At 63.6% G+C, this 14680-nt stretch carries 12 protein-coding genes; 1 reads left to right on the top strand and 11 read right to left on the bottom strand.

What is annotated here, in order from left to right; all coding sequences use genetic code 11:
- Positions 1 to 43: 43 nt before the first annotated feature.
- The 8 genes from mdcH to BFP89_RS10245 form a co-directional block, all read right to left on the bottom strand.
- On the bottom strand, positions 44 to 943 hold the full coding sequence (gene mdcH / locus BFP89_RS10280) for a malonate decarboxylase subunit epsilon (protein WP_065885374.1): 900 nt from the start codon (positions 941 to 943) through the stop codon (positions 44 to 46).
- Entirely contained in the window at positions 940 to 1536 is a 597-nt protein-coding gene (locus tag BFP89_RS10275; protein WP_065885373.1) for a malonate decarboxylase holo-ACP synthase, read from the bottom strand. Before BFP89_RS10275 ends, mdcH begins: the two co-directional genes overlap by 4 nt.
- Positions 1530 to 2300, bottom strand: a complete 771-nt coding sequence (gene mdcE, locus BFP89_RS10270) for a biotin-independent malonate decarboxylase subunit gamma (RefSeq protein WP_065885372.1) — start codon at positions 2298 to 2300, stop codon at positions 1530 to 1532. The genes BFP89_RS10275 and mdcE overlap by 7 nt, the downstream gene beginning before the upstream one ends.
- Positions 2297 to 3139 (bottom strand): biotin-independent malonate decarboxylase subunit beta, encoded by an 843-nt coding sequence (locus BFP89_RS10265; protein WP_065885371.1) that lies wholly within the window; start codon positions 3137 to 3139, stop codon positions 2297 to 2299. Before BFP89_RS10265 ends, mdcE begins: the two co-directional genes overlap by 4 nt.
- Positions 3132 to 3431, bottom strand: coding sequence for a malonate decarboxylase subunit delta (locus BFP89_RS10260; RefSeq protein ID WP_065885370.1), 300 nt, complete (start codon positions 3429 to 3431; stop codon positions 3132 to 3134). The genes BFP89_RS10265 and BFP89_RS10260 overlap by 8 nt, the downstream gene beginning before the upstream one ends.
- Positions 3431 to 4264 (bottom strand): triphosphoribosyl-dephospho-CoA synthase, encoded by an 834-nt coding sequence (locus BFP89_RS10255; RefSeq protein WP_065885369.1) that lies wholly within the window; start codon positions 4262 to 4264, stop codon positions 3431 to 3433. The genes BFP89_RS10260 and BFP89_RS10255 overlap by 1 nt, the downstream gene beginning before the upstream one ends.
- On the bottom strand, positions 4265 to 5935 hold the full coding sequence (mdcA, locus tag BFP89_RS10250; protein ID WP_065885368.1) for a malonate decarboxylase subunit alpha: 1671 nt from the start codon (positions 5933 to 5935) through the stop codon (positions 4265 to 4267).
- A 268-nt stretch (positions 5936 to 6203) separates the two neighbouring features.
- Positions 6204 to 6443 (bottom strand): DUF6124 family protein, encoded by a 240-nt coding sequence (locus tag BFP89_RS10245; RefSeq protein ID WP_065885367.1) that lies wholly within the window; start codon positions 6441 to 6443, stop codon positions 6204 to 6206.
- A gap of 512 nt (positions 6444 to 6955) precedes the next feature.
- On the opposite strand from BFP89_RS10245, the gene BFP89_RS10240 reads away from it, so the two are divergent.
- Positions 6956 to 7243, top strand: a complete 288-nt coding sequence (locus BFP89_RS10240; RefSeq protein ID WP_020301914.1) for a HigA family addiction module antitoxin — start codon at positions 6956 to 6958, stop codon at positions 7241 to 7243.
- A gap of 158 nt (positions 7244 to 7401) precedes the next feature.
- Here the strand turns inward: BFP89_RS10240 and BFP89_RS10235 are convergent, their stop codons facing one another.
- The 3 genes from BFP89_RS10235 to BFP89_RS10225 all read right to left on the bottom strand — a co-directional run bounded on the left by BFP89_RS10235 (position 7402) and on the right by BFP89_RS10225 (position 14515).
- Positions 7402 to 7821, bottom strand: coding sequence for a hypothetical protein (locus tag BFP89_RS10235; RefSeq protein ID WP_065885366.1), 420 nt, complete (start codon positions 7819 to 7821; stop codon positions 7402 to 7404).
- 432 nt (positions 7822 to 8253) lie between these two features.
- Entirely contained in the window at positions 8254 to 8709 is a 456-nt protein-coding gene (locus BFP89_RS10230; RefSeq protein ID WP_065885365.1) for a chemotaxis protein CheW, read from the bottom strand.
- Positions 8702 to 14515, bottom strand: a complete 5814-nt coding sequence (locus tag BFP89_RS10225; RefSeq protein WP_065885364.1) for an Hpt domain-containing protein — start codon at positions 14513 to 14515, stop codon at positions 8702 to 8704. The genes BFP89_RS10230 and BFP89_RS10225 overlap by 8 nt, the downstream gene beginning before the upstream one ends.
- Between the last annotated feature and the right edge of the window lie 165 nt (positions 14516 to 14680).

The raw sequence follows: 14680 nt of genomic DNA, 5'->3' as shown, positions 1-14680 counted from the left end.
TCGAAATTGTTGTTGTTGTGCTTCGAAAGCCTTGGGTCGTGCTTTATCGGCGGCGGCGCTCCTCCTCTTGCAGCAGGGCCTGCAAGGTATCCAGGCGCGCGCCTTCGCAGGCGATCACCGTGCCTTGTTCGAAGACGCGGCGGGACAGGCCGGTGAGCACCGCGCCCGGTGGCACTTCGATCTGCAGGCGCACGCCACGCTCGTAGGCGCTTTGCACGGTGCCGCGCCAGTCGACGACGCGGCACATGTTGAAGGCCAGGTCATCGCGCAGGTGCTCAGGGTTGTGGATAGGCCGCGCGCGGGTGCTACTCAGGTAAGTGATGCGCGGCGCCTTGAGTGGGACAAAGGCCTGGGCGAGGACCCTGGCCGGTGCGTCCAGCAAGGCGCAATGGGACGGCACGCTGACCGCCAGGCGCCTGGCGATGCCGTTGCCCTTGATGCGTTCTGCGACACGCTTCATCGCCGCGTCGCTGCCGGCAATGACCGTCTGGTTATCGGCATTGATATTGGCCAGGTACACCGGGGTCTGTGGGCTGTGGATTTCGGCGAGCAATGTTTCGACGGTGGATAACTGCGGGCCGATGATCGCGGTCATCCCGTAGCCCTGTGGATAAGCGCTTTGCATCAGTTCGCCGCGCAGGCTGACGAGTTTGATGGCATCGGCAAAGTCCAGTGCGCCGGCGATGACAGCGGCGGGATAGGCGCCGATAGACAGGCCCGCCACATAGTCCGGTGTGTGCTGCAACAGACGCGCATGCGCCACGCCAGCCATCAACAGGCAAAGCTGGACGGCGCGCGTCGATTCAAGGGCCTGTGCCGAATCGAGCCGGCGCACGTCTTCACCCAGGGCAGCGCTGGCCTCGTCAAGGACGTCGACGGGCAGCGACTGGAGCATGCCGACTCGCTGGGCGCCCTGCCCCGGAAATACCAGCAAGCTGCTCATGCCACTGCCTGCCAGGGGTCGACGACAAGGTGCGCCCCGTCGGCGGTTTTCAGCAGCACCCGGCGTGATGCCCCCGCCCATTCACGCAAGGCGACAGCGCCGACGGGGGTTTGCAGTTGCAGGTCGACGGCGCACGGTGCGCTATCGAGCATCGCCAATAACGCGTGCGCCTGGTCACGCTCAAGCGGCTCGGGGGTGCGCAGGATCAAATCCAGATCGCTCGCGGCATGCAACGCTTCGATGCCGCTGGCCAATTCGAATCCGGCGCTGCCGCTGACGCCCCAGTCGTTAGGCGCCAACAGCGGCCGCAGTTGATCAAGTGCCCGCAGCGCCGGCAAATCCCGCGGCGAGGTCACGTCCCGCAGGGCTTCGGGGGCCACGCGCCGTTGCACCGCGGCAATCGGCATCTGCGCGGCAAACCGCTGCTCACGCAAACGTCCCCGTACACCGACCGCCACATGGCCCGGCGCGACGACGGCGCGACGCACCACCACCGGGTGGCCGGCGTTGAGCGCATCCACCACCCAGCCGGGCGCATCGGCGGGCAGATGGGCCGGGGTCATGCCCCAGAGCAAGTCGTGAGCGTTCACCATTGCTCCCGCAGCAGCTGACGCACGTGGCTGGACGCCGCACGATTGGACGCCCCCAGGCGCCCGCTCAGATTGGGGCCATCGATATCCTTGATCGCGTTCACCAGGCAATCGCTGACCCGCGCCACGTCGTCTGCCGTGGGCTGTTCAATCTGGCTGACCGTCAGCGTCTCCCAGAGCAGCCCAAGGCTGGCATAACTGTCGATGTCGTACGCCATCGGCGGCACGCTGGCGGCCAGGGCTTCGAGTTCTTCGACGCTGCGCAGGGTGACCCGCGCCGCCGAGGCCTTGCCCATGGCATGCACCATCACGCCAGGGTCGCGCAGGGCAATCAGGCGATTGGCCTGGTAACCGTGGGCGAGGAACGCACCGGACATGGCCTTGCCCACCAGCAACGCAATCACCGGGTGTCCGGCCAGACGGGCGCGGGCGTAGCTGTCGGCGGCGGCGGCCAGGGCTTGATGGATGCCGAGGGCTTCTTCGCGGCGACCGTAGGCTTGGCTGGGTACATCGACGATGGCGATCAGCGGGCGTTTGTCAGCCCTGGCGATAGCATCATCGACGGCCTTGGCGAGCCCCCAACCTTCCAGCAAACCGACTTCGCCATTGCGTGCGCGCAAGAAGCGGTTGTTCGGGTCGGTGACCACGGCGAGAAAGCGCACGCTCTGACCGTTCAACTGGCCATCGGCGACCTTGAGCGAGTCGGGCAGCCCTTGCACCGGCGTTGCGCCGGCGCTTAGCGCGTTAAACCACTGCAAACCTCTCATGGGCGTTCTCCCTGATACAGCGTGCGCACCGTCGCCGGTTCGATCTGCGCCGTGGCGTCCAGTTCGGCCAGGCGCGCCAGATAAAAATCAGCGCGGCGGCTACGCTGTTGTTCGGGCACGCCTTGCTGCAACAGCGCGCTGACGGCCTGCTGGATCTGCGCCACATCGTCGGCCACATAACGGTCGGCCAACCCACTGTTGAAGCGCTGTTCGCCCCCCGTAAGGCTCCAGATAAACGGCCGGTCGCGGGAGTCGTATTCGTCCAACCCGGCTTCCTGCTCGATCACCTGCGGGCCGTTCAAGCCCAGGCGCGCTTCACGGGTGACCACCAGATAGCTGCACAACCCTGCGGCGATGGACATGCCGCCGAAGCAGCCGACACTGCCCGCCACCACGCCGATTACCGGCTGGTACTGGCGCAGGTCGACAATCGCCGCGTGGATATCGGCAATGGCGGCCAGACCCAGGTTGGCTTCCTGCAGGCGTACGCCGCCGGTTTCCAGCAGCAGCACGGCGCGGGTCGGAATGCCGTTGCGGTTATCTTCAGCGGCCAGTTCCAGCGCTCCGGCGATTTTCGCGCCGCCGACTTCACCGAGGCTGCCGCCCTGGAAGTTACCTTCGATGGCGGCAATCACTACCGGCAGACCGGCAACACTGCCTTTGGCGATGACAACCCCGTCATCCGCCTGGGGCACCACGCCCTGGCGGCTGAGCCACGGCGACATGACGCGTTGAAAGGGGTCGATCAGCTCGCGAAAGGTGCCGGCATCCAGCAACGCCTTGGCGCGCTGCCGAGCACCGAGTTCAACGAAGCTGTGTTTGTTGAGCCAATCAGTCATGGCCGATCTCCTCGAAGCCTTGCTCCAGGCGCAAACGCACCACACCGGGTGTGGCGCCAAAATCGTGGATATCAATGTTCAAGGCCGGTGGCATCTGCTCCTGGAAGATGCGTTCGAACAGGTGCTGCCAACGTTGCTCGGCGCCATTGACCGAGGTTTGTACCTGGATGGTCAGCGTGCCGGCGGTACCCGGTTCCAGCAGCACTTCAAGGTCGCCGGAGCCGACGCAACCCACCAGCGCACGGCCTTTTGGCGGCTGCCCGGCGGGGAATTCAAAGGATAGGGTCTGCATCACAACGCTCCGTCGAGGCGGTCGATAAACAGGCAGGCGGCCAACAGGTCGGCAGCGCCGCCGGGGGAGGCATTCAGGGCCAGCAGTTGTTGGTCCAGCGCGTGCAGTTGGCGGCGGCCGGCCAGGGTTGCGCTGCCGCCGGCGTCCAGCACGGCCTGGGCGCCCTGTTGCAGGGTGGTCAGGCCTGCGTAGCCGGCGCGGTAGAGCACGCAGGTGTCGGCCAGTTCGGTCATGATCGCGAGCAAGGCGTCCAGGCGCGCGTTCTGTTCTCCGACGTTTTGCCGGCGGCTCTTGTGCAGTTGCGGCAGGCCGCGTTGCGTCACCGAGGGGAAGCCCAACTGCGCTTCTTCGCGGGCACCGCGAGCGCCGTAACGTTGGGCGACCAGCGCGCCGTGGCTCAGGGTTTGTGGCGCATGTCGGTCGTCGAGCAAGGCCAATCTGGCCGCGTTCAGCGTAACGCCGCCAGGGTCCAGGGCCGCTGCGGCGGTGAGCAGACCGAGCGCCCAGATCGCACCGCGATGAGTATTTACGCCGTTGGTGGTAATGAGCATCGCTTGCTCGCCTTCGCGGCCAATACGGCCGAGGGCTTCGCGCAGAGGAAGGCCGATTTCGCCGATTTCAAGCGCGGCCTCGGCCATTGCCTTGAACATCGGCCACAGCGACAGCGCCGAGGCGTGCATCAAGCCCAAGTGCAAATCGGTGTGGGCGCCGTTGCCTCGCCGGTCTACCAGGGCGGGCTTGGGCGACAAATCCGCTTCGTCGATCAGCGCATCGACCGCCCTATCCGCCAGGCGATCGGCCAGGCTCACTTCATGCAGTTTGAGGGCGCGCATCTACCAGCTCCTGAATTTGGCGGGTGGGTTGTACAGGCCGCCGGACCAGTCCACCAGGTCGGCCACGCTCTTGGCGGCCAACAGCTCGCGGGTGGCGTCGGTGCGACGAATGCCAAGGTCTTCGGGCAGCGCAATCAAGCCTTCGCGGCGCATGCGGGCGGTGTCCTTGGGGTTGTGGCGCATCCCGATGGCGGTGACCCCGGCGACGGCAGCGATCATTGCCTGGCGTTCTTCCAGGGAGCGCGCCTTGTACAGGTAGGCGATGCCTTCTTCGGTGAGCAGGTGGGTGACGTCGTCGCCGTAGATCATGATCGGCGCCAGGGGCATGCCGCTTTTGCGCGCCACTTCCACCGCGTCGAGGGTGTCGACGAAGGTGGGCTTGCCGCCTTCCTGGAAGGTCTCGACCATTTGCACGACGAGTTTTTTGCCGCGTTCGAGCAAGGCTTCAGGCGCATCATCGTGGCGCATGTCCAGCCAGGCCGGTGTGCCGTGACGGCGACCGCGTGGGTCGTGGCCCATGTTCGGCGCGCCGCCAAAGCCGGCGAGGCGGCCACGGGTCACAGTGCTGGAATGCCCGTCGCCGTCCACTTGCAGGGTGGCGCCGATAAACAGGTCCACCGCGTACTGGCCGGCCAGTTGGCAGAACATGCGGTTGGAGCGCATCGAGCCGTCGCGGCCGGTGAAGAACACATCCGGGCGTGCGGCGATGTAGTTTTCCATGCCCAGTTCGGTGCCGAAGCAATGCACGCTTTGCACCCAGCCGCTTTCAATCGCCGGGATCAGCGTGGGGTGCGGGTTGAGGGTCCAGTTGCGGCAGATCTTGCCCTTCAGGCCCAGGGATTCGCCGTAGGTGGGCAGGATCAGTTCGATGGCGGCGGTGTTGAAGCCGATACCGTGGTTGAGCGACTGCACATTGTGTTTTTCGTAGATGCCACGGATCGCCATCATCGCCATCAGCACGTGTACCGGCTTGATGTGACGCGGATCACGGGTGAACAGCGGCTCGATATAGAACGGCTTGTCGGCCACCACCACGAAATCCACCCAGCTGGCGGGGATGTCCACGCGCGGCAAGTCGGTGACGTCGTCGACCAATTGGTTGACCTGCACGATCACGATGCCATCGCTGAAGGCAGCGGGTTCGATCAGCGCGGGGGTGTCTTCGGTGCTGGCGCCGGTGTAAATGTTGCCGGCGCGGTCGGCCATGAAGCCGGCCGAAAGCACCACGTTGGGAATCAGGTCCACCACCAGGCGCGCATAGAGTTCGATGTAGGTATGGATCGCGCCGATTTCCAACAGGCCGTCTTCCAGCAACTGGCTGATGCGCAGGGATTGGGTGCCGGCGAAGGAGAAATCCAGCTTGCGTGCGATGCCTTTTTCGAACAGGTCCAGGTGCTCGGAACGGCCGACACTGGGCATGATCATGTGCAAATCGTGGAGCTTGGCCGGGTCGGCCTTGGCCAGGGAACGCGAGAGGAAGTCGGCCTGCTTCTGGTTGTTGCCTTCCAGTACCACGCGATCGCCGGGAAGGATCAGCGCTTCCAGGGCCTCGACGATCTTGTCACTGGGCAACACCGCCCCGTCTGCATACTGCTTGACCAGCCCGAGCCGCCGCTGCTTCTCGTCGCGCCGCCGCGTCCAGCGCGAGTCGGGGGTGATGGTTGTTGTCATGGTTGCTCCACGGGGGGTTGCTGTCGTGGGGCTTTACCTTAGGAGTGATTCGGAAGGCCATCAATCAAGCCCGACGACGGATCATTACGGTGGGAGTAATGAAACTCAAAATGTGGGAGGGGGCTTGCCCCCGATTGCGGTGGGTCAGCTAATAGATATGTGGCTGATACACCGCTATCGGGGGCAAGCCCCCTCCCACATTTGCTCAGTAGCGCCTGTTAGATAGCGGTCCCAATCAAAGACCGATCAGTCCCTATTTGGGACCGCTTTAAAATTCCGGCGAAGGACTGACTTGCTCCAGCGCTCTATCGACCAGCAACTGCCCCAACTCTGCCATCTGCTGAATTCCAAGCATGATGGCGCGCTGGGAGGTGTCCAGATCGAAGGCCAGGGTGCAGGTAAGCGCGTTAAGGGAGGACAGGGTTTCGCTGGCGTTGACCAGCAGGGTTTCGGTGTTTTGGTGAGGGTTTACGGTGAAGAGGGGTGGATTGGGGGTAGGTTTGATCATGATTGACAGCTCCGATATGTAATGGAAGCTGCCCTCTCCCGCTTGCACGCGAATGAAGGTGGCAGCTGTGCGCAGGTGTGCAAGACCGGGCATATCGGACCCCGGCAGACCCCGAAGAATCTCCCACGCACAGCCGCCATAACGAGTACAGCAGGCATAAAAAACGCCCGTTGAATGGCTATGGGCGTTGGTGCGCCGACATGTAACCGGACTTGCACGTCCGTGTCACCGTTTTTTGCGATGACGTGACGAAGACTAGGCCCGCGGACTTCTCACCACAAGTTCATGCATGGCCCAAAATCTTGCGGGAAAAATCCGAAGGCCACACCCAATGTCATCCTTCCGATAGGCAGCAAAGAATGCTCCGACAGGCTTTTCAGGTTGTTGCTCGGAACTCGCCTCTCTAGTCTTTCCCATCCGAAAAGAGGTAACTGGCGCATCATTTTTCGGATGTTCGACGACCAGGTCGAACTGGTCGACTATCTTGACTACCACTGAGTAGAGGCATCGATATGGGTATGCACAACCCACCTCACCCAGGTGAAATATTGCTTGAAGATGTGATTCCTGCCTTGGGCATTACCATTACTGAAATGGCACGACGTCTTGGCTTCGCCCGCGAGACTTTTTCAAGGATCTTGCATGGCCACGCCCCGGTCAGCCCGGACCTCGCCGTCCGGTTGGAACGGGCCGGTGTGAGTACAGCCCAGTTATGGTTGTCGATGCAGAGTGCCTACGACTTGTGGCAGGCCGAGCATCGGGAGCAGCCGGTGATTGAGCGGTTTGCGCGGATTGATTGAGAATGGGGGGCTTACCCACGATAGCAGTAGGTCAGCTAACAAATTTCTGGGTGATACACCGCTATCGGGGGCAAGCCCCCTCCCACATTTGCTCAGTAGCGCCTTAGAAGTTCATGCATGGCCCAAAATCTTGCAGGAAAGATCCGAAGGCTGGCCCATCACAACACCATCATCACCTTGACCTTCCCCAGGCCTTCCAGTGCATAACTGTGGTACTCATACACTTCTCCCTGAATAACCAGCTGCAGAGCACCCCCTTCATTATTGACTTGAACATCCGGCTCTTTTGTTTTGAGAAAAGAAGGTGCAGACACTAATGCGCTGAGGATTTCCTGATCACTTCCCAAATCCTTATGCACGTAGTACCTGTAGGAAAACCCTACCGTCGCACCACCTTGGCTATCTCGTGCACCATAGATCGACATACCGTTGCCCAGGGAATGCTTCAACACCACTTCATCCAGGTCCGGTGTTCCGGGCGACAGGATCCAACTGCCGCCGATATAGATCAGGCAGACCACCAGCAGGCAATTACGCAGAACAGGCATGAGGCGCTCAGTGGCCTTGCGAAATGGCATATTCAATACCTCTTCTTATCCAATATTGGTCCCGTGGGTCATCACCAATAGGCTCACCGCCCCACCACGATCCAAAATCCGGCGGCATTAACAGTAAGGCCATTTGCGGGTCCTTGCTGGCAGTGAGGAACGGAGAAACTAAGCACTCCACTCCGGCCTGAACACCCGCCTAATCCAAATCAGAACTCGCCTACAACAACTCCATCCTACAAGCCCCCTCCCACATTTGCTCAGTAGCGCCTGAGAAGTTCATGCACGGCCCAAAATCTTGCAGGAAAAGTCCGAAGCCACCCGCAGTCTGTCAAACACCGATACTTTAATGTGGGAGGGGGCTTGCCCCCGATGGCAGTGGGCCAGCCAGAGATTTATCAACTGACACTCTGTCATCGGGGCAAGCCCCCTCCCACAGTGGATCTTCATAGCGCTCAAAGCTCAGGCCAGGCCGGACTCGGCCAGCAGCGCTTCAAGCCCCATCAGGTCCGGCACCTTCGCCACATGCTCGCCCACCTGCACCGCCGCCAGTTCCAGCGGGCACAGCGGTACGTCCACGTAGCTCAATTCGCTGTCGAGTTTGTACGAGCGCGGAATGCCCTGGATCACCAGTGCGATGAACTTCAACGTCGGCCGCCCGCCCAACGCGTTCAACACCACGATCCTGGAGCGTTCGCCGGTCACACTGGCTTCGCCGCACACGGCTTCGAAGCTGATCAAGGGTATGTGCCGATCCCGCCAGGTGACTTGGCGCAGGTACCACGGCGGTGCATCGCTGGCCGGTTCGCCGCGCTGGAAGTCGATCAGTTCGGCCACCGCGACATTCGGCAGGATCAGGTGACGATCAGCCAACGGCAGCAACAGCCCGGTGAGTTGGCTCGCGCGGTGGTCAAGCATGGGACTTGCTCCAGTAAGCGATGCTCTCGAGCAATACCGACTCCTGGTACGGCTTGCCGAGGTAGTCGTTGACGCCGATGGCCATGGCGCGGTCGCGGTGTTTCTGGCCGGTGCGCGAGGTGATCATGATGATCGGCAGGCGCATCAGGCGCGGGTCGTTGCGCACCTGGATCGCCACTTCAAAACCGTCCATGCGCGGCATTTCGATGTCGAGCAGCATCAGGTCCGGGGTGTGTTCTTCGAGCAGGGCAAGGGCGTCGATGCCGTCCTTGGCGGTCAGCACGTTCATGCCGTTGCGCTCCAGCAGGCGGCTGGTGACTTTGCGCACGGTGACCGAATCGTCCACCACCAGCACCAGCAGCGGGCGCTTTTTCAGCGGGTCGTTGAGGGTCAGTGGCGTGTCCACCGACTGCGCCGGCAACGCCGGTGGCCGCGCGCGGATGTGCGCCAACAGGTCGATAATCAGCACCACGCGCCCATCGCCCAGGATCGTCGCGCCGGACAAGCCCTGCACCCCGGCAAACTGCGGTCCCAGGCCCTTGACCACGATCTCGCGCGTCCCCGCCATGGCATCCACATGCACCGCCACATGCCGCTCTTTGCACTGCATCAGCAACACCGGCACCGGCTGGTACTGGCCGAGCAGCCTGGGGCGACTGACGGTGTGCAACAGGTCGCCGAGGTAAAACAGTTCGTAGCGTTGGCCGGCGTATTCATAGCGCGGCGGGTCCTGCTGGTAGTGCCCCGCCAATTCATGGGGCAGCACACGCACCAGGCCTTCGATGGTATTGAGCGCAATCGCGTATTGATCGTCCGCGCATTGCACCATCAGGGCCCGATTGACCGACACGGTAAACGGCAGGCGAATCCTGAAATGCACACCCACGCCCGGGATCGAGTCGATCACCATCGAACCGCCGAGCTGGCGCACTTCCTCATGCACCACGTCCATGCCCACGCCGCGTCCGGAAATCTGGGTGATCTTTTCCGCCGTGGAAAACCCCGGTTGCAGGATGAACTGCAGCACGTCGCGGTCGCTGATCTCTTGATCGGGGTCGAGCAAGCCGCGCTTGATCGCCTTGCGGCGCACAGCCTCAAGGGGCACGCCGGCGCCGTCGTCGCGCATGTCGAAGACGATATCGCCGCCTTCGTGGGTCAGGTCCAAGGTGATGCGGCCCTTCTCTGGCTTGCCCGCCTGCAGGCGCACCTCGCGGGACTCAAGACCATGGTCGACGGCGTTGCGCAGCATGTGTTCCAACGGCGCCGCCATACGTTCCAGCACGTTGCGGTCCATCTCGCCCTCGGCATTGCCGATCACGAATTCCACGTCCTTGCCCAGCTCATCGGCCACCTGGCGCACGATGCGCTTGAGGCGCGGCAGCATGCGCTCGAACGGCACCATGCGCGTGCGCATCAGGCCTTCCTGCAATTGGGTGTTGATGCGCGCCTGTTGCTGCAACAGGTCGTGGGCGTCCTGGTTGCGGCGCTCGAGGGTTTCCTTGAGGTCGAGCAAGTCGGAGGCGGATTCGGACAGCGCGCGGGACAATTGCTGCAATTGCGAATGGCGGTCCATTTCCAGCGGGTCGAATTCCTCGTAGCCCAGGCGCTCGGCCTCGGTCTGCTGGCGACTGAAAAGACCGCTCTGGGTTTCGCTGTCGAGGCGGCGCAGCTGATCGCGCATGCGCTCGATGGTGGTTTCCACTTCCGTGAGCGCGGTGCGCGCATCGTTGACCTGCTGCTCGATACGGCCACGGAAGATCGAGGTTTCGCCGGCCAGGTTGACCAGGTCGTCGAGCAGTTCGGCGGAGATCTTCACCATGTCGGCAGCCGGATCGACCACCGTCTCCGCCTTACCCGCCGGCAGCGCCACCGGCACCACCGGCTCTTCGCCCGGGTGCACCAGGCTCTTGATGCGCTCGATCAGCTTGTCCACCGAGCCCACCGGCAAGCCGTCCGCCACGGCGTCGATCATCTGCGCCAGGCGGTCATGGCAACCCTGCAACAGCGCGAACAGTTCGGGCGACGGCGCCAGCAGCCCGGCGGACAGCCCCTCGTAGAGAAACTCCAGCTCGTGGGCCAGGTCGCCAATCGGGCCGATCTCGACCATGCGTGCGCCACCCTTGAGGGTGTGCAGGTCACGCAGCAGGGTTTCGACCTCCTGGCGGTTGCCGGGCTCGGCCTGCCAGCGCAGCAATGCACTGCCTGAACTGTCGAGAATATCGGCAGCTTCCTCGAGGAAAATATCCAGCAGCTCGGGGTCGGCGCCCGAGGGTTGCGGCGCTGCAACCGGGGCCGTCGGCAGACTGCTCTGGCGCAGTTCGCGCAACCTGGCGACCAGCTCGACACTGTCGCTCAACGGCTGCTGCCCGTGCAGCTCGTCAAGTTGCAAAGCCAGGCGTTCATGACTGGCCATCAGTGCCTGGGACAGCTCGGTGGAGTAGCTGTAACGACGGTCCACCAGGCCTTCATAGACGCATTCCAGCTCCTGGGCCAGATCGCCCACCGCGTCGATTTCGGCCATGCGCGCGCCGCCCTTGAGGGTGTGCAAGTCGCGCTGCAACGAGGACAACGGCGCCATGCCCTCGGGCTCCAGCAACCAGCGCTTGAGGGACTGCCCGGCGCTGTCGAGGATATCCACGGCCTCTTCAAGGAAGATGTCGACGATCTCGTCGTCCATCGCCGTGTGCCGGCTCAGTTGCTCGGTCGCGGCGCCCAGCTCGGCGATGCTCGGGGCGCGGTTGCCGTCACGTGTGATCAGGCCGGTGGCGGACGGATCGAGGGCGTCATCGAGCAATTCGCGCAGGGCCTGGACCCGTGCCGGCGCCGGGCTGATTTCCTGCCCGGCTGCCAGTTGGTCGAGCATGGTGATCAACGCTTCATGGGCCTGCTCGGCCTCATGGAAAAACCGTTCGCTGACCGCCAGGCTGCTCTCTTCCACTGCCCCATACAGGTCGAGCAAGGCTTCGCACAGTTGATCGATAGGGTGCAGGTCGGCAAGGTGCGCGCCCTCGCCCAGGGTGGTCAGTTCGTCCAGCAGCGCGGTGAGTTCCTGGCGCTCGCCGGGGTGTTGCTGCCAGCGACGCAGCAGGCTTTCGGCGTCGAGCAGGATGTCCATGCCCCGGGCCAGGAAGTTGGTGATCAGGTGCGGATCGCGCTTGACGTGCGGGCCGGTGCCGGGGCCGTTGAGCAGGGCTTCAAGCTGTTGGTCCAACAGGCTTTGGGTGCGCTTGATCAAGTCCGCCGCGCCCTTGATCGGCGCCAGGGGATGGCTGTCCAGTTCACGCAGCCCGCGCTGGAACACGCTTTCGGCTTCCAGCAGCAGCTCGACTTCATCCAGGTCCAGCGGCAGGCGATGGGCCTTGTATTCGCGGGTCAGGTGGTCGAGGGGACGCGCCAGTTCAGCCATCGGCAACACGCCGGCCATGTAGGCGCTGCCCTTGAGGGTGTGCAGGGCGCGTTGCAGTTCATCACTGACCTGCAACGGCATGTGTTCGGCGGCCTGTTGCAGGAAGTGGTTGAGGCTGTCCAGATGGCTCTGGGCTTCGTTGCGGAAAATCTCCAGCAGCATCGGGTCGTGCGGCTCGATGACCGCTACCTGGGCGCCGCTGGCCCACCCGTGGGCGCGGGCAGCGAGGGCGTCGACCTCATCGCGCTGACGCTGTTGGCCGGTGGCGAAGTCGGCGATCAGCTCCGGCAGCAGCGCCACCGCCTCATCCAGCACCTGCCGCACCTCGGGACCGATCGCCACGCTGCGCTCCAGCACGCGGTTGAGCAGGTTTTCCACGGCCCAGGCCAGTTCGGCCACGACCAGGGCGCGGACCATGCGACCGCTGCCTTTCAAGGTGTGGAAGGCACGGCGCATTTCGCCCTGGGCGGTTTTGTCCGCGCAGTCGGGCAAGTAACGGTGCAGCACCTGAAGGACTTCATCGGTCTCTTCGAGGAAGACTTCACGCAACTCGTCGTCAATCGGCGCTTCATCGCGGGGAGGCGGCAGCAGACTGCCCGGACGTTGCAGGGCCGGCGGGTTGAGACGCGAGGTGGGACTGGCCAGCGCATCGAACCGCGATTGGCTTGGCGCGGTGTCGCCGGACAAGACACCCTCGGGTGCAGCCAATGCCTGGCGCCAGGGTTTTTCCTGCGGCAGATAGCCCAGCTCGCTCAGGGCCTGAGTGGCCAGTTCCAGGACTTTTTCGCCCGCAGCGTCGGGGTCCTGGAGCATGCGTTCCAGGTAGTATTCAAGGCTGCTGATCACATCGGCAAAGCGCGCCAACTGCGCCTCAGCGGGCGCGGTGTCATTGACCATCAGTTGCTCATCAACATAATCGGTACACCCGCGCATCAGGCTCGCCGCACGGGGCAGTGGAATCATCGCCAGGGCGCCGCGTACCTGGCTCAACAGCTCAGGCAGGGATTCCAGGCGCTGGCGATCCCAGTCGGCCTCGATGCAGTCGATCACCAATTCCTTGGCCTGGCGCAGGCACTGACAGGATTCGCGGATCACCAATTGATGGATCTGGGTCAGGTCGGTGGTCGGCAGGCGGCTGTCTTCACGGCTTTGCGGTTCGACGGTGCCGACCATTCCGGCCAGCGTGGCCTCGACGTAGAGCAACGCCCCGGCGACGTCCATCAATACGGCGTCACTGGGTTCGCGCTGCCCCTGGACCAGGCTCAATACCACGGCAAGCTGGTCGATGATGACTTTGCGCGGCTGGCCGAAACCGAGCACCGCCAGGGTGTCGGCGATCTGCCGCAGCGGTGCCAGCAGCGGGTCCAGGTCCTGGGTATGCTGGCGGTCGCTGCGCACGAACAGATCGAGGCGCTCCTTGACCCGTACCAGCTCTTCGCACAATGCGCCGAGTACCGAGCCCATGGCGTTGCGGTCCGGCCCGGCCAGGCGCGCGCGCTCGGCATCGACCACGGCACTGTCGGGCAAGGCCTCATCCAGACCGTAGCGTTCCTTGAGACTTTGCATGCGCGGCGTCGGCCGAGTGACTTTGGCGACGTAGAACAGCAGGCTCTTGAGCAATTCATCCGGCGCCGGCTGGTTGATCCCGCCGATGCCCTGCGCCAGCAGGCGCTTGAGTTGCTTGCCGCTGGCCTTGAGCAGGCTGCGCAGTGCCGGGCTGTTGGCGATCACGCCCGTCAGCATGCCTTCGACCAGCGCCGAGGCGACCTGCCACAGCGGCAACAGCGGCGCGCCCTGGCACAGCGCTTCCAGGCGCGCGAAGACCCGCGCCATGTCTTCCAGGTTGCTCGGCCCGTGGTCCTCGCGCAGCAACCCGGCCAGGGCCTGTTGCAGCAGGGCGTGCCATTGGCGCAGTTGCGGGTGAAGGTCCGGCGGTGTGCGTTGGGCCAGTGCCTCGTCGGGCAGCGCCGCGATGGTCAACAGTTGTGGACTGAACAGGCTGGTCTCCGACAGCAGGCTTTCACCGCGGGCGCTGCGCAGGTCGTTGAGCAGCGGTAACACCACCAGCGGCAGGTCACGACGGGCGCTGTGCACACGGTCCAGGTACAGCGGCAATTGGCCAAGAGCCTGTTGCAGCAGGCGGATACCTTCGTCGCGCTGGCCGACGTGCCCGGCCTGCAGCGCCAGGGCCAGGGCTTCGATCTCTTCAGCCAGCAGCGCCGCGCCGTAGAACTCGACCATCTGCAGCGCGCCATGTACCTGGTGGATACCGGCCAGGCACGCCTCAATGGCGTCGCCGGTTTCAACGTAAACGTCCAGCGCCGAACGGGCCTGCTTCAGGGTTTCGGCAATGTCGCCCTTGACCCATTCCAGGGCCACGTAGTCGTGCCGATCAACCATAACTGCTCCGCTTGGAATTCATGGGTTGCTGGTATCTCACAAACGATGGAGATCCAATGTGGGAGGGGGCTTGCCCCCGATGGCGGTGTGTCAGGCGACCAACTTTTGACTGTCAGACCGCTATCGGGGGCAAGCCCCCTCCCACATTTGGACTGTGGTGATTTT

It is taken from the genome of Pseudomonas sp. 31 R 17 (assembly GCF_900004915.1).
Taxonomy (GTDB): domain Bacteria; phylum Pseudomonadota; class Gammaproteobacteria; order Pseudomonadales; family Pseudomonadaceae; genus Aquipseudomonas; species Aquipseudomonas orientalis_A.
Note: the sequence above shows the minus strand (reverse complement) of the source record. Positions and strands in the feature narration are given on the sequence as shown.